The following is a 16,876-nucleotide window of genomic DNA, read 5'->3' as shown; positions in this document are numbered from 1 at the left end:
GTTTAGTGAAAGAAGTTTATGAGTTTATAGGTTTTGAAAAAACAAATTACAGCAACTACCTATTTCTTCTCCTCGTCCCGGCGCTTATAGCCTTCCATAAACTTATGGTCTTTGCGGCGGTTCGAACTTCTTCGGTTGGAAAACGTAACAAATAGGTATACCACAAAAAGTATCCCCAAAACCGCGTAAATTGTATACTTGCCCATGACAAAATTCTGAAAGATAAAGTTACGACTTCAAATCCGTATTTTGAAATGTTCCTTGGCTTGTTCCTTTCGGAAGAATACTGCCCCGCAATGGAACATATCTACGCTCACCGTTACTTTTTGATGGTTCGTGATTTTTTTCCAAAAAGAAAGGTTCGTGTGGTTCGCATGAATGCCATCAATAAGTAATAAGGTAGTATTGTGGATTTTATTTTCTTCGTATGTCCCACGGATTAGTTTTTCGGCTTCGGATGGATTTGCAAACAGAACGTCATACGGCCCGTTTTCAAACTGCAACGAGGGGAATATGCGCCGTATCTCTTTTTGGATACCGTCTTTTTGAGGCGGAAGCCATACTCGTTCCGCCTTAAAATAGGCGATACTTTTTAATAGGATGTTCAGTGATCTGACTTTGCCATACTTGGATTTGGAATACAGGCATTTCGTAACATAATTATAAACGAAAGGAGAGTGAACGCCGTGCTGATTGGTAGCGGTCAGTAGGAATTTTAGGTAGTTTAGGAAGTTTTGCACGGCGCTATCAATTTTCGTATTGGGTTTCCTCCATTTTTCTGTACGCCTGACGGACCTTTTTGAGAGAGGTATGCTGTGGCGGCAATACGCCGGGGCGTCGTCGTGTGGCCTTTATTCCAACATGGCCGACAGCTCGAACCAACGCTCCGTTTTGGCTTCGATGGCATCCAAAACTTCTTGGAGTTCGATGGACAGCTTATCGATGTCCTCACCCGATAGTCCGGGGTCGGCGAACTTTTGCTGGGCTTCCGTTTTCTTTTTTTCCAGCTTTTGGATGTCCTTCTCCAAATTTTTATGCTCTTTTTGTTCCAGATAGGTCAGGTTAGCTTTGGAATTCTTAGGTATTTGGGTAATTTTATCCTCTGAAGTGGCTTTAGCGTTGGATTTTTCTTTGCGTTCTTCAATCACCTTGCTGTCTTCATAGACCCGATAATCGGAATAGTTGCCGGGGAAATCCTCTACTACGGCATCCCCTCGAAAAACGAAGAGGTGATCCACGATCTTGTCCATAAAATAGCGGTCGTGGGAGACTACAATAAGACATCCGGGGAAATCCAACAGAAAACTTTCCAAGACGTTCAGCGTTACGATGTCGAGGTCGTTGGTAGGTTCATCTAAAATCAGGAAATTCGGATTTTGGATGAGTACCGTGCATAAATACAGTCGTTTGCGCTCTCCGCCGCTTAGTTTGTCCACAAAATCATACTGTTTCTTGCGGTCGAACAGAAAACGTTCGAGCAATTGCTGGGCCGAAATTTGGCGGCCCTTCTTTAGTGGAATGAAATCCCCGAAATCGCGGATGACATCGATTACTTTTTGGCCCGCCTTTATTTCGATACCCGTTTGGGTGTAATAGCCGAATTTGGTGGTTTCCCCAACCACTACCTTGCCGGCATCGGGTTGGTCCGTGCCGGTAAGAATGTTCAGAAAGGTGGACTTACCCGTCCCGTTCTTGCCGATGACGCCGATCCGCTCACCCTTGGTAAACGTGTATTCGAATTGGTCGAGAATCGGTTTATCGGGGTATGATTTTGAGATTTTATGCAATTCGAGAATCTTGCTGCCCACCCGTTCCATGTTGATTTCCAACTGCACCTCGTGCTCTTTGCGGCGTTGGCTGGCCTTGGCCTTTATCTCCTGAAAATCCTCAATACGCGATTTTGACTTCGTGGTTCGCGCCTTGGGCTGTTTGCGCATCCAGGTCAGTTCTTTTTTGAAGAGTTGCTCCGATTTGTGCTGTTCTGCGGATTCCTGTTCGATCCGCGCTTCCTTTTTTTCTAAATAATAGCTATAATTACCCTTGTACGGGTACAGTTGTCCGTGGTCGAGCTCTATGATTTCCGTGCACACCCGTTCCAGAAAAAAACGGTCGTGGGTGACCATGAACAAGGTCATGTTTTCCTTGGCGAAATAGTCCTCCAGCCACTCGATCATCTCCAGATCTAAATGGTTGGTCGGCTCGTCGAGCACCAATAGATCTGGCTTATTGATAAGGGCGTTCGCCAGGGCTAGGCGTTTTTTTTGCCCCCCGGAAAGCTTTTCTACCTTGGCGTTTAAGTCTTCCAGTTTTAGCTTAAAAAGGATTTGTTTGTAGAGTGTCTCAAAATCCCAGGCGTTAAAGCGCTCCATTCCTTCGAAAGCGGATTGGTAGGCATCTGCATCCTCGGGATTCTCCAAAGCCTTTTCATACGCATGGATTACTTTAAGAATCTCGTTATCAGAAGCAAATATCGTTTCTTCGACCGTCAGCTTCGGATCAAGGTCGGGTTCCTGTTCCAAAAAAGACATACGGATGCCCTTTCGGTAGTTGACCTGTCCGCTATCCGGTGTATCGGCACCCGACATAATACGAAGAATGGATGTTTTGCCCGTTCCGTTTTTGGCGATCAAGGCGATTTTTTGGTCTTTGTTGATGCCAAAGGAAAGGTCTTTGAAGAGCACGAGCTCCCCGAAGGATTTGGTAATATTTTCTACGGAAAGAAGATTCATGTATTGGTTTCAATTATAGTTAGAACTTGAGAATTTAGAGCAGTTACTTAGAATTTTTTGTACTGTGATTTTACTCATTATTTAAAACCTATGTCTATTAGTGCATAGTGCTTTCGCTATGCGATTTTTGGCGTTTGGTACGACCAAAAAAGAAAGAAGTATCGGGCGCCCAAGGCCAACCATACCAGAATCAACAGCGGCGAGAACACCTGTACGCCGAACACCCACAACACAGGGGTAAGGCCAAGTAGGGCCAATAAAAAAAGGGCGTATTTGGCGACCCAGTTCGGTCCCCTTTTTTGTGCGGCGATGAAGGCAACGATCAAGTTGAGCGGAAAAGCCCATAAGATATTGAAGTTGCCCGCGGTGGCGGTATGGTCGGTAAAAAACCAAAGGAATATGATGACCACGCCAACAATGCCGGTAGTAAAGAAAAGAATAAAGTCGAGCCAGCGGCGTCGGGTATTGGACTTAAAATCAAGATAGGTCCATATCAAGATGCTGACGAGAAATAGCGACAACCAAAAAACGGGGGAAAGGAAAAACGGCGGTCGATTGTCCACGGGTTCAAAGCTCAGAATTTCCTCCGGTTCGGCCGCCAAGGATTTTGTTCCCAGTTGTGCCTTGCCCAATTGTTTCATAATAAACTCCGGCAAGAACATGTGCTCTTTAGGCGTTGCGATATCGTCGATTACGGAGCCGAGTGCCAGATCGATGCCAAAACCGGACCAAGAGTTGGACGGTACATTTTGATGGATGAGCTCTCTGTGGGTGTAGCTTTCGCTCAGATAATTTTCATCGAACACGAGCCGGTCCCCGTAAACTTTCTTGAGCACATCCCAAATTTTGGTTGCGCAATTGTTGTAGAAGAAGTCATATTTATAATCTCGATTCTGCGGTAGATAGTTCGTTTCTAGAAATTGGAAAAGTGCTTTTCGCTCATCTAATGTAAGATGGAGCGTTTGTTCCTTTACCCAACGTTTTTCATAGTCGTATCCCAACAAAAAATAGGGGAAACGTTGCCGGTCTAGGGTGTAGTTTAGTTTGCCCCGCGCAAAATTGGTGTAAAAATTAGGCGTGGTAAAATCGAACGCCCCATAATTATATACGGAGTCGATGCCCAAGGTCGGATCCTGTACCCGAATGGCGCTATGGCCAAAGGAAGAATACAGCTCACTGCCCGAACCCGCAGTAAGTACACTGATTTCGGAAAGTGGCGACAGTTCGATTTTCTGCGCCCGACCGACCATCGAAAGACTAAGAAATAGTATAAAAAAGATATTTTTCAATTGCATGGTAATCCTAGAAAAATTATACGGAGCAAATATCCGAATAAATTATGGGCTGGCATGATTCAGGGGAAATTGTATTATTTTTACGATAATTAACCTTTCACCGATACTACATTCCGATGAAAAGACACATTCCCAACCTGATTACCCTGCTCAACGTTTTCTGCGGCTGCATCGCGACTGTATTCGCCGTGCTGAATCGACTGGAACTGGCTGCTATTTTTGTATTTTTGGGGATATTCTTCGATTTTTTTGATGGCCTCGCCGCGCGGGCCTTGAACGTGAAAAGCGAACTGGGCCTGCAACTCGATTCGTTGGCGGACGTGATTACAAGTGGATTGGTGCCGGGTATCGTGATGTTCCAGTTGCTCGGAATGTCTCTGACAGGTGGGTGGAACGCTGGCGATATGTTCGGCTATCACAGCTCCGAATACGGACTTTCCATGATATTTCATCCGTTGCCATTACTTGGTTTTCTTATCACCCTGGCCTCCGCTTATCGCTTGGCCAAGTTCAATATCGACGAGAACCAGACGGCTTCTTTTATCGGCCTGCCAACGCCAGCGAATGCGCTGTTGATTCTATCGCTACCCCTTATTCTATTGTATCAGAAAAACGACGTCTTAAACGGAATCATCTTGAACCAATGGTTTTTAATAGGTCTAACCCTATTGAGCACCTACCTATTAAATGCTAAAATCGAGCTTTTCGCCCTAAAGTTCAAGAATTGGGGCTTTAAGGATAATGCCATGCGTTACATATTCATTATCATCAGCCTAGTATTATTGGTCACGTTGCAGTTTCTGGCGGTTCCGATAATTATTGTGTTTTATGTTTTGAGTTCGGTGCTGGCGAATTTTGGGGATAGTTGAAAAGTTGAGGAGAATGGAAAAGTTTGAGAAGGGGAAAGTTTGAAAAGGGGAAAGACATAAGGCCCCCCTTAAAAATCTAACTTCTTCTTCCGCAGCTCGAAATTTTTTCCCAAGTACACTTTCCGTACCATTTCATCGGCCGCCAGATCTTCGGGCAGGCCTGATTTTAGGATGCCGCCCTCGAACATGAGATATGATCTTTCGGTAATGGCCAAGGTTTCCTGTACGTTGTGGTCAGTGATGAGAATACCGATGTTCTTATTTTTTAATTGGGCAACAATCCGTTGAATATCCTCGACCGCAACTGGGTCGACACCTGCGAAAGGTTCGTCTAACAGAATAAATTTTGGATCTGTGGCCAGGGCGCGGGCGATTTCCGTCCGTCGCCGCTCGCCCCCGGAAAGTAGGTCGCCCCGGTTTTTACGGATGTGGCCGAGACCAAACTCCTCGATCAGCCCATCCATCTTCATCAATTGCTCCTTTTTGCTGAGATCGGTCAATTGCAGTACGCTCAAAATATTCTTTTCTACACTCAGTTTTCGAAAAATAGAAGCTTCTTGGGCCAGATAACCGATACCATTCTGTGCCCTTTTGTACATGGGGAATTTAGTGATATCCGTCCCATCCAAGTAAATATTTCCACCGTTAGGTTTTATCAGGCCGACAATCATATAGAAAGAGGTCGTCTTTCCCGCGCCATTGGGGCCTAAAAGTCCGATGATCTCCCCTTGATTGACTTCCAAGGAAATACCCTTGACGACTTTACGCCCTCGGTAGGATTTCATGATATTCTCGGCTCTTAGTTTCATTTGGCAAAGTTCAAGTTCAATCCCCCCGAAATTTCGGGGCAAGTTCAAAAAATTCAAAGTGCAATCGCTCCGCGGAGCTGTTCAAAATTCAAGGTTAAAATTCTTTCTAGGTTTATTGGTTTATGAAATTAGAAAAGAAATCATTTACCGCAACTGCTACGGACTACTTCTTTACCACCGACTTGGCCTTTGCCCGACGTTCTTTTTTAGCTTCCCGTTTCAATACCATTCTCGAAATAGTGATACTTACTTGATACAGCATGAGTACAGGTACGGCCACGATAATCTGGCTGGCGACATCTGGGGGCGTGATGACCGCCGAGAGAATCAATACGACGACCATTGCAATTTTTCGGTATTTTTTGAGAATTTCCGGGGTTACGATACCGACCTTGGTCAGAAAGTAAATGATGATAGGTAGCTCAAAAAGAACGCCACAGGCAATGACGGCTGCCCTTACCGTACTTATATATGAACTTAAGTCGAATTCGTTGAGTACAATCTCGCTGACTTGATAGGTGCCTAAAAAGTTAATGGAAAGTGGTGCAACGATGTAGTAGCCGAAAAGTACTCCCATAAAGAACAACATCGAGGCAACGAAAATAAATCCTCGGGAATGCTGCCTCTCTTTGGGATGAAGTCCGGGACTGATAAATTTCCAAAGCTCATAAAGTACATAAGGAAATCCTATAATGAATCCGACATAAATGGAGGTCCAGATATCGGCGGAGAACTGTCCGCCCATAGTACGGCTCTGTATAGTAAAGGGTAGCTCGTCCTTACAAAAATCGGAAGTAAAACCCAAGGAGGTAGCAATATCGCAAAAGAATTGGTAGGTGGGGAAATCCATTCGCGATGGCCCGAAAATAATGACATCGAAAATAAACCTACTGAATACAAAAGCGACTGTGGCCAGAATGACGACCGCTAGGACCGAACGGATCAGATGCCAGCGCAGCTCCTCCAAATGGTCTAGGAACGACATTTCGTCGGGAGATTTGGTATTGGTTTTTGCCATGGCGCTTAGTTAAAGGATACCTTCATTGATTAGATTGTGCAAATGTACAACACCGCTATATTTTTTACCGTCCACGCCCAATAATTGTGAGATGCCCTTGTTCTGCATCAGTTCCAAAGCCTCGATGGCAAGCACTTCAACCGGTATGGTCTTTGGGTTCGAGGTCATAATATCCTTAGCAATAAGACCGCTAATATTATCATATTTGTTGAGCATTCTTCGAATGTCTCCGTCGGTTACGATGCCCACAATCTCCTCATTCTGGATTACTGCGGTAACCCCCAGCATTTTCTCGGAAATCTCTACGATTACCTGTTTGACCGGAGTATTGATATCCACTTCAGGTTTCTGGTTAGTGGCGACAATATCGGAGACTCTAAGATACAGGCGCTTACCCAAGGCACCACCGGGATGGTATTTGGCAAAATCGGTACTGCTGAACCCCTTGATTTCCAAGAGACAGATAGCAAGGGCATCGCCCATGACCAATTGCGCAGTGGTACTGGTTGTAGGGGCTAGATTGTTGGGACAGGCTTCCTTTTCTACGAAAGTATTAAGTACAAAATCCGCTTGTTGCCCCAAGAACGAATCGGGATTGCCGGTCATTCCTATGAGTTTATTTTTACCCCGTTTTATCAAGGGTACCAGCATCTTAATTTCCGGCGTACTACCGCTTCTGGAGATACAGATTACGACATCGTTTTCTTGAATGGTGCCGAGGTCGCCGTGAATGGCATCGCCCGCATGCATGAATATAGCGGGGGTTCCCGTAGAGTTTAAGGTCGCGGCGATTTTTGCGGCTATAATAGCACTTTTACCGATTCCGGAAACGATTACCCTTCCATTTGACGAGATAATACAGTTTACCGCATCGGCGAATTTTTCGTTGACCAGCGTCGACAGATGGCTGATGGCGGCACTCTCGGTCTCTATGGTTCTCTTGGCTATGGCAAGAATACTTTGGGTATCGGTCAAATCACGATCAATATTAGGTGTTTTTGTTCTAGATATTTACGTACTAAGAATCCAATAGTTTGCTAAAACTATCCAAAAAATAAAATGGATTTTAAAAGTTTGTTTTATCTTTAAAAAGTTGTCGAAACGATTTATGTATCCGTACAAAATTACATAATCAATTTCACAGGACAGCAAAGTACCCCTTTTGAAAGAAAATAAATTATGAACAAGTCGTAGGTCGACCAATCAAAAATACGTAACTTAATCCCTTGACTTTTAGTAATAACAATGACAAATAACAATATGCCGTTGCACAAAACGGATTTACACGCCTCCCTTAAAAAATATTTTGGTTTTTCCGATTTTAAGGGCCTTCAAGAAGATGTAATTACAAACATCGTCCAGGGCAACAATACCTTTGCCATTATGCCCACGGGCGGTGGTAAATCTTTGTGCTATCAACTTCCGGCCCTGATTCAAGAAGGTACGGCAATCGTTGTATCGCCATTGATTGCCCTTATGAAAAATCAGGTCGATGCCATTAGGGGAATTTCCTCCCATCATGGTATCGCCCATGTACTGAACTCCTCCCTTACCAAAAGTGAGGTAAAACAGGTAAAACAGGACATTAGCGACGGTATTACCAAACTGCTCTACGTGGCTCCCGAATCCTTGACCAAAGAAGATTACGTCGATTTTTTGAAATCGGTAAAACTGTCTTTTATCGCCGTCGACGAAGCCCATTGTATTTCAGAATGGGGCCATGACTTTAGGCCCGAATACCGGAATCTTAGGTCGATAGTCGATCGGTTGAACCCGACCATGGCCATTATCGCGCTTACCGCAACGGCTACGCCCAAGGTGCAGGAAGATATTCTAAAGAATTTAGGAATACCCGAGGCAAAAACATTCAAAGCATCATTTAATCGGCCCAATCTCTATTATGAGGTTCGGCCCAAGACCGCCGATGTCGATTCCGATATCATTCGGTTCGTTAAAAAGAATGCGGGAAAATCTGGCATCATTTACTGTCTCAGTAGAAAGCGTGTGGAGCAGCTGGCCCAGATTTTACAGGTAAACGGGGTGAGTGCAGTACCCTATCACGCCGGTTTTGATGCCAAGACACGATCTAAATATCAGGATATGTTCTTGATGGAGGATGTCGATGTGGTCATTGCAACCATCGCTTTCGGAATGGGTATCGACAAGCCCGACGTGCGTTTCGTTATCCATAACGACATCCCGAAAAGTATCGAAAGCTATTATCAGGAGACGGGTCGTGCCGGAAGGGATGGTGGCGAAGGACATTGTCTGGCATTTTATGCCTACAAGGATATCGAAAAGTTGGAAAAGTTCATATCCAACAAACCGGTGGCGGAACAGGAAATCGGTAGTGCCCTATTACAGGAAGTAGTGGCCTATGCCGAAACCTCGATGAGCCGTAGAAAATTTATGCTGCATTACTTCGGTGAGGAATTCGATGAGGTAAATGGCGAGGGAGCCGATATGGATGATAACATCCAGAATCCCAAAGAAAAGCAAGAAGCCAAAGACGACGTCGTAAAACTTATACGAACGGTCAAAGAGACCAGCGAAAAGTTCAAGTCCAAAGAAATTGTCAAAACGCTCACCGGAAAGGTCAATGCCCTGGTCTCATCGCATAAAGCGGATGAGAAGTCCGTTTTCGGTATCGGCGCCGATAAGGACAAGAGTTATTGGATGGCTTTGATACGTCAAGTGTTGGTGGCCGGCCTCCTCAAAAAGGAAATCGAACAATATGGAATTTTGCATGTAACTGAAAAGGGGGCGTCCTATTTAAATACTCCTGAGTCTTTCATGATGACGCAGGACCATACCTATAGCGAGGAAAAGGTCAATGACATTGTAAGTAGCATAAAGGCGGGTGTCACCGATGAAAAATTGTTGAAACAGCTGAAAGATCTTCGCAAAGCCCAGGCGAAAAAATTGGGCGTACCTCCGTTCGTGATCTTTCAAGATCCTTCTTTAGACGATATGGCGATGAAATATCCCATCACTCGCGAAGAATTGACCAATATTCATGGGGTAGGGGAAGGGAAGGCCAAAAAATATGGAAAACCCTTTATCGAATTCATTGCCAACTATGTTGAGGAATACGATATTATTCGTCCCGATGACCTAGTGGTCAAAAGTACAGGTGCGAATTCCGGTTTAAAGCTGTACATTATTCAAAATGTGGACCGGAAACTTCCACTGACGGATATAGCGTCTTCAAAGGGACTCAAAATACCGGAACTCATACAAGAAATGGAGCAAATCGTATATAGTGGTACCAAATTGAATCTCAATTATTGGATCAATGAGGTCTTGGATGAGGAACAACAAGAAGAAATCCACGATTATTTCCTAGAGGCCGAAACCGACGATATCGACGAAGCCATGGAAGAATTCGATGGCGATTATGAAGACGATGAGCTGCGACTTTATCGCTTGAAATTTATTAGCGAGGTGGCGAATTAACTATTTCTGTTGACCTAACGTATTTGTATGGATGGTTTCAAGATGTTCGACACTAAATCACATAATCAATCATAAAAAAATCGGCCGTTTAAGGCCGATTTTAATTTCTGAAAATAGTTTTTCACTTCACTTCGCTTAGGAATCATTTCACCTAGCTGAAGTACCCCCATTATCCCGCGTTTTTTGTAATTGGCGCTGGATTTTCTCAATGGCCGATTCAATGGATTTGTCCGGTTCTATAATATTGTACTCCCCCCAAAAATCGGGATCGGCAAAACCGATGGCCTCGTCGGCCAAGATGATAGATGATTTGATTCTATCCTTAGACTTTGGGTAATCGGTGGCCATATTTTTTTCCCAATCCGTTACCGCCATTTCACAGGTCATACTGTAAACGGAATTGAAAAGCCGCTTGTCCCAATTGATCTTGAATTCCATTAATACATTACTATATCCGTAGTACCATTTGCCATTTTTTTCTCGGTAATCGACACGGTAGGCCACTTCGGTGGGCCACACCCTGGCGTTGGCGGGTTTTTTGCGTACGAACATCCGTGAGGCCAAATCTTTGTCCGTAATATTGAGCGAAAAAATAGCACTGGTAAGGATTTTATTTTCGGCATCGATATAGAGTTTACCTTGGTACAGCGGATCCGTAATCGATTCCAGTTGCTTAAAATCGACTACATAGATCAAACGGTCGTTGACCCTTGTCGAGCGGTCAAAACTGAAGTTATAATTTTCTAGGGTTTCGTCCGTGAAAATATACTCCGGATACTTCATGACATCGACAAATAGAGCGTTGAAGGGCCCGCCCTGTAATTTTAGGGCAAGGGTATCCAATTTACTGTAATCCGTACTCTTTCGGGCCTTGTACAATTTTACCCCATCCTTTTTCGACGAATTGTACGGCGTTTTATAGATATTCACTACAGCCTCGGAGAGGGAGACGTTCCGACGTCTTTTTTTGATTGTTTCTCGATAGAATGCGGTCATCAAAGTTGGATCGTCAAAATAATTTACGCCTTTTTGCTTTAAAGTTTCCCGAACTAGGGCTTCCGCATCTTTGGGTACCTCAACGTTCACTTCCGGAAGTTCGGTAATCGAAACGCTCAGTTCAATTTTGTTGTTGCCATTTTCGTCGAATTGGACCAAGGGTATCGACTTGGTACGATATCCCAAGAAAGATACCAATACGTTGGAATTCATTGCGTCGTTGAACATATCATTGGGCACTTTAAGCGAAAACTCCCCGTCCGCGTTCGTAATGGTGCTCACGTTTGTGCCCTCTATGGCTATCGTAGCAAAGACGAGGGACTTGTTGGAATCTGCACCCGTTACCTCGCCTTTATATTGTTTAAAGCTCTGATCTTGGCGTTCTTGTTGAACATCTTGAAAAAAGGCGAATGCGGATTGCGTTCCGGATACCCAGATCAACGACATCATTATGCAGGCCGCGAACCAGGATTTTATTGGGTTTTGATTTTTTTTCTGTTTCATAGCAGATACTTAGAGGTCCAACTTATTTTGGATTCTCTAAGTTAATGATTTTAAACGGGATAGAGCGTTAAAATATGATAATTAACGCATGGTATTTTTGGATGTTTAAACGTAGCCAGGTACTACTAAAAATTGCGATGGATTTGTTACCGATAGTTTAGGTCAAAAGTGTCTTCTACGCCATTTCTGCATGAACTTTTTCACCGGTCAAACGAACATAACCTATTGTTATTTCTTGTGAATTTTATCGGAATTAGCGGTCAAACGGTTGATCTCAAGGAGTTCTGCTTCTGTCAAGTCCCGCCATTTGCCAACGGGAACATCCAATTTAACGTTCATGATACGAATCCGTTTCAGATGCTTTACCCGATAGTCGAGATGCTCGCACATGCGGCGGATCTGTCGGTTAAGGCCTTGTGTAAGGATGATTTTAAATTCGCGGTTGCCAATCTGCGTCACCTCACACTTCTTGGTAAGGGTGTCTAAAATAGGAACGCCATTGCGCATTTTTTCCAGAAATTCTTCCGTAATCGGTCTATCGACCATAACAAGATATTCTTTGTCATGGCCGTTTCGGGAACGTAAAATCTTGTTGACGATGTCGCCGTCATCGGTCAAAAAGATAAGACCCTCGCTGGGTTTATCCAGCCGCCCAATGGGGAAAATCCGTTTGGGGTAGTTGATGAAATCAATGATGTTGTCCTGTTCCACTCGGGTATCGGTAGTGCAAACGATGCCAATGGGTTTATTAAAGGCCAAATACACCGGTTTTTCTTGTGATTCGGTAATTAGCTTACCATCGACCCTCACGGTGTCCCCATCGCTAATCTTGGTGCCCATTTCCGGCACTTGGCCATTAATGGTCACCCTACCCTGTTCAATCAGTTTGTCGGCCGCTCGGCGCGAGCAATAACCGACTTCGCTGAGGTATTTGTTGATACGGGTTTGTTTGGGGTCTGGCACTTACTATGTTTTTTGAAAGTACAAAGTTAAGGGAATTATAGATGTGTCTAAATATCAGTGGTTCATCAATCCTTCCGATGCATCCCATAATCGTATAACTGCCGCCCTAACTCCGCCAAAAAGGGAATTCCGACTTCATCGTACTCGTAGATATCATCATTGAAGATACCGTTTTTATTCACCAAAATTGTGGCGGTGACCATGAATTCCACCCCATTTTCTCTGTCGGTGATATAGGCGCAATCGGTCAAAGTGCCGTATGCGAATCCTACTTTATTGTAAATTTTGATGTGCGATGGGATGTCGTTCTTGGTATCCCCGAACATAAAAAATTTGCAATAGCCATCGTAGTACGTTTCGGGGTCATAACCTTTTTTTCTTGGAACTGTATGCATGGCGGTCAAAAGGAATTCCCGTTGCCCTGCGCTCAAATCAAAGCGTTCTTCGGAAGTAAAATTTTGTGGAAAAATGACCCTTTTCAACAATCCGTGCTGCGCTTGGATGGGATAATAATTTTTTAGGCTGAAATCGAAAGGTTCGGCAATAAGGGAGTCCCCTTCATAAAATCCCGAGCCTTTTTCGATCCCCTTTAATTTTAGGGGTTTTGGAGCCGTGTTGAACGTTCCCTCCAACATCGTGGTCGTACTGTCGTTTTGATAGATAATCAGGGGTTTGGTGGCCAAGGCATCGGAGTGTTGCCCCAATCGATGTGCGATTCGTACAGGCTTGACTCCGTTTTCTTCCAGTCCGGAATTTATGGCGTCTTGCCCCAAGAATTCTACCAGCCGGTTGTTCGCGTCGTTATCGCTGACGGCAAAGATTTCTGAAATTGCCTGGGCAAAAGTGGTTTCTACCGAATCCCCTTCGATGTAAAAACGAGTGTCCTTGTCAAGTTCATCGGTACGGTTCAATTTTTCGAGGGCAAGTACCGCTGTGGGGAATTTCACCGAACTGGCCGGATAAAAATAGTTTTCCGTATTGACCTGAAAATCGTAGTCCGTAAAAATGACACTATCCTTTTTTCGATCGATTTGGGTGTATCGGATTTGCACCTCGTACTGCGCGACGCTATCCATCACCCGCTTTATGTTCGGATTTTGGGAAGTCAGTACATTTTCCAATGGATTGTTGCCCATTGGTTTTTGAACCGAACACGAGAAAAGGGCCGCGAACAAAACGGCGAGGAACAGAAAGCGGATTTTCATCGTAATACATTCAATTTATAGAAATAACTTTAAGATGCGGTTGCAGTTCCGATTAACAGTTTATACTTTGAAAATGGTCGTATGCCGTAAACCTCACGAAGACAGATGTGAATATTAAATTATCTGGACCGCAACCTTCAATCAATAGAATTTCCCCGAGGTCGATAGCTCTGCCTCGAAGTAGTTCATGCTGCACCTAGGTCTCATATATTTCCCCGCGATGCGGTTTTAGGGCATCCCGAATCGGAATCATCTCCTTTTCCTCGACGACCATAAAGGCAAAACTGAGCATGTCGTTGACATTGTGATGACCTGTGATATTTAAAGCCGTTCCTTCGATGGCGACATATTCCTTAAGATGTTTTTCGTGATGTTCGGCAGTGGTAGCGGCTGCGGGACCTCGAAAATCCCATATCAGTTTTATTTTTTTCCCCATGTAAAAAGTTTAAAAGCCCGCGCGTCGGACAGGTGAATTTTAGTCTGAATAGTGGCTTACTGGCATGCGGCATCCGTATGCCTTGGGCCATCTGTCGCATCATCCGTTCATCGAAAATCCACCCTCTAAAATCTCCAATTACAAAACGCGAACGAAATTAACGAATAATACCGCGCTCCCCCAAAATTCTGTTAAGTAATAATAAGGTATCCTTGCGCAGCGTTAGGCTTTTGTTATTTTTGCGCAATGAAATCAGTTATGCCTTCCCTTTCATACGCAATGTGCAGTCTTTTTGTGATTGTACTTTTGGGAGCTTGTGACTCCATTTGGAGAAAAAAGCAGCCCAAGGCGTTGGCGAGGGTCGGCGAAACCTACCTGTATGAAGCCGATGTAAAAGCGCTTATGGGTAAAAACCTATCGAAAGAGGATAGTACTTCTTTTGTGACCAGCTACATTAACAATTGGGCTTCAAAACAACTGCTTCTCGATAAAGCAAAAATCAACCTGACCGAAGATAAATTGGCGGAATACGATGCCTTGGTATCTGATTATCGTACCGATTTGTACACCCGCGCATATAAAGAGGCCTTGGTGCGGCAGGTGAACGATTCGACCGTGAGCAGGGCGGAGCTCGAAAGTTTTTATGAAAAGGAAAAAGAGAATTTCCGTTTAAAGGAAATGTTGGTAAAACTGCGGTTCGTGGCCCTGCCCAAAGATTTTTTGAACAAGGTGGAAGTAGCCGAACGACTCAAGAATTTTGGGGAAAAAGATCGCGCGGTTCTCGACTCTATCAGTGTTCAGTTCCGAAAGACGAGTTTCAACGATTCCATTTGGGTTACGGCCTCCCGGATCATTGATGAAATTCCGCCCTTGACATTGGAAAACGTGGAGAAACAACTAAAGAAATCACAATTTTTAAATTTGGAGGATGAGAACGGGGTATATTTGGCCAAGATCCTCGATGTGAGGCCTGTGGACGATATTGCGCCTCTTTCCTTTATCGAACCTACTATTGAACGGGTGCTTTTAAGTCGAAGGAAACTGGACTTTCTACGTAAACTGGAAACCGAAGTCATAGACGAGGCCATCAAAAAGAAAGAATTTGAAGTATATGAAATGGATACAAATAGTAAAAACAATGAAGATGAATAGGATTAGGATGGGGTCATTTTTTGGGATGTTGTGCGTGTGTAGCCTAACCTTCGCCCAGCAGACCGGCGAGTTGCCCGACACACAAATCGAACCTGACGAACCTGGTTTAGAGGCTAGTCTTGATGTTAAAAGGGATACTACAAAAAATTTCAAGAAGATAAAATTGGATGGTATCGCCGCTGTTGTAGGGGATTATGTGATATTGGATTCCGATATCGAAAAGACCCTTATCGATCTGAAAAGTCAAGGCGTTTCCACAGAGGACGTTACCCGATGCGGACTTTTAGGAAAGCTTATGGAAGACCGTCTTTATGCCCATCAGGCCGTACAGGACAGTCTTTTGGTTTCCGACGATGAGGTATCCGCGACCACAGAGCGGCAGATTCAGTCGTTCGTACAGCAGACCGGTTCCATGGAAAAACTGTTGAAGTTTTATCGAAAGGAAGATGAGGCAAGCCTCCGCGAGGATATCAACAAAATCAACAAATTGCGGATGCTTTCCGAAAAAATGCAAACGAGTATTGTTGAGAAGATTGAAATTACGCCCGAAGAGGTACGACAGTTCTACAACAATATTCCCGAAGACGAACTCCCGGTTTTCGGAGCGGAAATGGAAATAGCCCAAATTGTAAAGGCACCCAAACCGACGGAAGAAGAAGAACAGAAGGTCATTGACAAATTGAACAAGATAAGGGCCGATGTGCTTGATAATGATGCCAGTTTTAGCGTTAAGGCGATTTTGTATTCTGAAGACCCCGGATCTAAATCCGATGGCGGATACATACCAAGTGTTACCAAAGAGTCCGGTTATGTCAGGGAATTCAAGGATGTCACCTTCAGTCTTAAGCAGGGCGAAATTTCCGAACCGTTCAAAACCCAATTCGGATACCATATCATTTATATGGAAAAAATAAGGGGACAGGAACGGGATATACGCCATATTCTCATGCAGCCTGAAATTTCTCAAACGGCCTTGAACGAAGTGAAAAATGAACTCGATACCATCCGACAGCAGATTATAGACGGGAAGTATACCTTTGCCGAAGCCGCCCTTAATTTTTCCGATGAAAAAGAGACCAAGTTCGATGGGGGACTTTTACGGAATCCCATTAACTACGATTCCCGTTTTGAACTGACCAAGATGGATCCGACCCTTTACAATCAAGTCCGTAACCTGAAGGATGACGAGATTTCCTATCCGCTTATCGAAGAAGATGCAAGAGGTGGTGGTCCGAAATATAAATTGCTCAAAGTCACGAATCGCTATGACGAGCATACGGCCGATTTTTCTAAGGACTATACCAAGATCCAAGAATTGGCCAAGACGGAAAAACAATATAAGGCCATTAAAAAATGGATGGACAAACATATTTCGGATACCTATGTCAGCGTAAGCGAGAGCAATAGAAGTTGTGATTTCGCCAACAATTGGGTAAAGGAATAG

General features: G+C 44.2%; 15 protein-coding genes. 4 read left to right on the top strand and 11 right to left on the bottom strand.

From position 1 onward, the window contains the following. Positions 1-59 precede the first annotated feature (59 nt). From BLT07_RS21120 to BLT07_RS18955, 4 genes are all read right to left on the bottom strand, one after another. Complete coding sequence (locus BLT07_RS21120) at positions 60-206, bottom strand: hypothetical protein (protein ID WP_175455371.1); 147 nt, start codon at positions 204-206, stop codon at positions 60-62. A 30-nt stretch (positions 207-236) separates the two neighbouring features. After that, positions 237-740, bottom strand: a complete 504-nt coding sequence (locus BLT07_RS18965) for a hypothetical protein (protein ID WP_091873679.1) — start codon at positions 738-740, stop codon at positions 237-239. A 111-nt stretch (positions 741-851) separates the two neighbouring features. After that, positions 852-2,729: an ABC-F family ATP-binding cassette domain-containing protein gene (locus BLT07_RS18960; RefSeq protein ID WP_091873676.1), complete on the bottom strand. Its 1,878-nt coding sequence runs from the start codon at positions 2,727-2,729 to the stop codon at positions 852-854. Positions 2,730-2,845: 116 nt separating this feature from the next. Then, a complete protein-coding gene (locus BLT07_RS18955; protein WP_091873673.1) occupies positions 2,846-4,024 on the bottom strand; it encodes an Lnb N-terminal periplasmic domain-containing protein in 1,179 nt (392 codons plus the stop codon). 116 nt (positions 4,025-4,140) lie between these two features. Between BLT07_RS18955 and BLT07_RS18950 the strand changes: the two genes are divergently transcribed. Further along, complete coding sequence (locus tag BLT07_RS18950) at positions 4,141-4,893, top strand: CDP-alcohol phosphatidyltransferase family protein (RefSeq protein WP_091873668.1); 753 nt, start codon at positions 4,141-4,143, stop codon at positions 4,891-4,893. A gap of 68 nt (positions 4,894-4,961) precedes the next feature. Here the strand turns inward: BLT07_RS18950 and lptB are convergent, their stop codons facing one another. From lptB to BLT07_RS18935, 3 genes are all read right to left on the bottom strand, one after another. Beyond that, positions 4,962-5,702 carry an LPS export ABC transporter ATP-binding protein gene (gene lptB, locus BLT07_RS18945; protein ID WP_091873747.1) on the bottom strand — a complete coding sequence of 247 codons (741 nt, stop codon included), beginning with the start codon at positions 5,700-5,702 and terminating at the stop codon, positions 4,962-4,964. Between the two features lie 163 nt (positions 5,703-5,865). Further along, a complete protein-coding gene (gene tatC, locus BLT07_RS18940; RefSeq protein ID WP_091873664.1) occupies positions 5,866-6,720 on the bottom strand; it encodes a twin-arginine translocase subunit TatC in 855 nt (284 codons plus the stop codon). Positions 6,721-6,729: 9 nt separating this feature from the next. Next, entirely contained in the window at positions 6,730-7,695 is a 966-nt protein-coding gene (locus BLT07_RS18935) for a KpsF/GutQ family sugar-phosphate isomerase (RefSeq protein ID WP_091873662.1), read from the bottom strand. A gap of 285 nt (positions 7,696-7,980) precedes the next feature. Here BLT07_RS18935 and recQ point away from each other — a divergent pair, with 285 nt between their 5' ends. Beyond that, positions 7,981-10,176 carry a DNA helicase RecQ gene (recQ, locus tag BLT07_RS18930; protein WP_091873743.1) on the top strand — a complete coding sequence of 732 codons (2,196 nt, stop codon included), beginning with the start codon at positions 7,981-7,983 and terminating at the stop codon, positions 10,174-10,176. A 147-nt stretch (positions 10,177-10,323) separates the two neighbouring features. On the opposite strand, the gene BLT07_RS18925 is transcribed toward recQ, so the two are convergent. The 4 genes from BLT07_RS18925 to BLT07_RS18910 form a co-directional block, all read right to left on the bottom strand. After that, a complete protein-coding gene (locus tag BLT07_RS18925; RefSeq protein ID WP_245726605.1) occupies positions 10,324-11,676 on the bottom strand; it encodes a carboxypeptidase-like regulatory domain-containing protein in 1,353 nt (450 codons plus the stop codon). Positions 11,677-11,904: 228 nt separating this feature from the next. Then, positions 11,905-12,639, bottom strand: a complete 735-nt coding sequence (gene rluF, locus BLT07_RS18920) for a 23S rRNA pseudouridine(2604) synthase RluF (RefSeq protein WP_091873660.1) — start codon at positions 12,637-12,639, stop codon at positions 11,905-11,907. Between the two features lie 65 nt (positions 12,640-12,704). Continuing rightward, on the bottom strand, positions 12,705-13,844 hold the full coding sequence (locus tag BLT07_RS18915) for a serine hydrolase (RefSeq protein ID WP_091873658.1): 1,140 nt from the start codon (positions 13,842-13,844) through the stop codon (positions 12,705-12,707). Positions 13,845-14,040: 196 nt separating this feature from the next. Then, positions 14,041-14,280: a hypothetical protein gene (locus BLT07_RS18910; RefSeq protein ID WP_091873656.1), complete on the bottom strand. Its 240-nt coding sequence runs from the start codon at positions 14,278-14,280 to the stop codon at positions 14,041-14,043. A gap of 246 nt (positions 14,281-14,526) precedes the next feature. On the opposite strand from BLT07_RS18910, the gene BLT07_RS18905 reads away from it, so the two are divergent. Together BLT07_RS18905 and BLT07_RS18900 are read left to right on the top strand one after the other, a co-directional pair. Continuing rightward, positions 14,527-15,432 (top strand): peptidyl-prolyl cis-trans isomerase, encoded by a 906-nt coding sequence (locus tag BLT07_RS18905; RefSeq protein WP_091873652.1) that lies wholly within the window; start codon positions 14,527-14,529, stop codon positions 15,430-15,432. Next, positions 15,425-16,876 (top strand): peptidylprolyl isomerase, encoded by a 1,452-nt coding sequence (locus BLT07_RS18900; protein ID WP_245726604.1) that lies wholly within the window; start codon positions 15,425-15,427, stop codon positions 16,874-16,876. Before BLT07_RS18905 ends, BLT07_RS18900 begins: the two co-directional genes overlap by 8 nt.

This window comes from Pricia antarctica, from assembly GCF_900101815.1.
Lineage (GTDB): Bacteria > Bacteroidota > Bacteroidia > Flavobacteriales > Flavobacteriaceae > Pricia > Pricia antarctica.
Note: the sequence above shows the minus strand (reverse complement) of the source record. Positions and strands in the feature narration are given on the sequence as shown.

Excerpts from the sequence above, each read along its gene's own strand:
- recQ (WP_091873743.1), top strand. The coding sequence starts at position 7,981 with ATGCCGTTGCACAAAACGGATTTACACGCCTCCCTTAAAAAATATTTT.
- BLT07_RS18925 (WP_245726605.1), bottom strand. The coding sequence starts at position 11,676 with ATGAAACAGAAAAAAAATCAAAACCCAATAAAATCCTGGTTCGCGGCC.
- BLT07_RS18900 (WP_245726604.1), top strand. The coding sequence starts at position 15,425 with ATGAATAGGATTAGGATGGGGTCATTTTTTGGGATGTTGTGCGTGTGT.
- BLT07_RS18950 (WP_091873668.1), top strand. The coding sequence starts at position 4,141 with ATGAAAAGACACATTCCCAACCTGATTACCCTGCTCAACGTTTTCTGC.
- BLT07_RS18910 (WP_091873656.1), bottom strand. The coding sequence starts at position 14,280 with ATGGGGAAAAAAATAAAACTGATATGGGATTTTCGAGGTCCCGCAGCC.
- BLT07_RS18915 (WP_091873658.1), bottom strand. The coding sequence starts at position 13,844 with ATGAAAATCCGCTTTCTGTTCCTCGCCGTTTTGTTCGCGGCCCTTTTC.
- BLT07_RS18955 (WP_091873673.1), bottom strand. The coding sequence starts at position 4,024 with ATGCAATTGAAAAATATCTTTTTTATACTATTTCTTAGTCTTTCGATG.
- BLT07_RS18905 (WP_091873652.1), top strand. The coding sequence starts at position 14,527 with ATGAAATCAGTTATGCCTTCCCTTTCATACGCAATGTGCAGTCTTTTT.
- lptB (WP_091873747.1), bottom strand. The coding sequence starts at position 5,702 with ATGAAACTAAGAGCCGAGAATATCATGAAATCCTACCGAGGGCGTAAA.
- BLT07_RS18960 (WP_091873676.1), bottom strand. The coding sequence starts at position 2,729 with ATGAATCTTCTTTCCGTAGAAAATATTACCAAATCCTTCGGGGAGCTC.
- BLT07_RS21120 (WP_175455371.1), bottom strand. The coding sequence starts at position 206 with ATGGGCAAGTATACAATTTACGCGGTTTTGGGGATACTTTTTGTGGTA.
- tatC (WP_091873664.1), bottom strand. The coding sequence starts at position 6,720 with ATGGCAAAAACCAATACCAAATCTCCCGACGAAATGTCGTTCCTAGAC.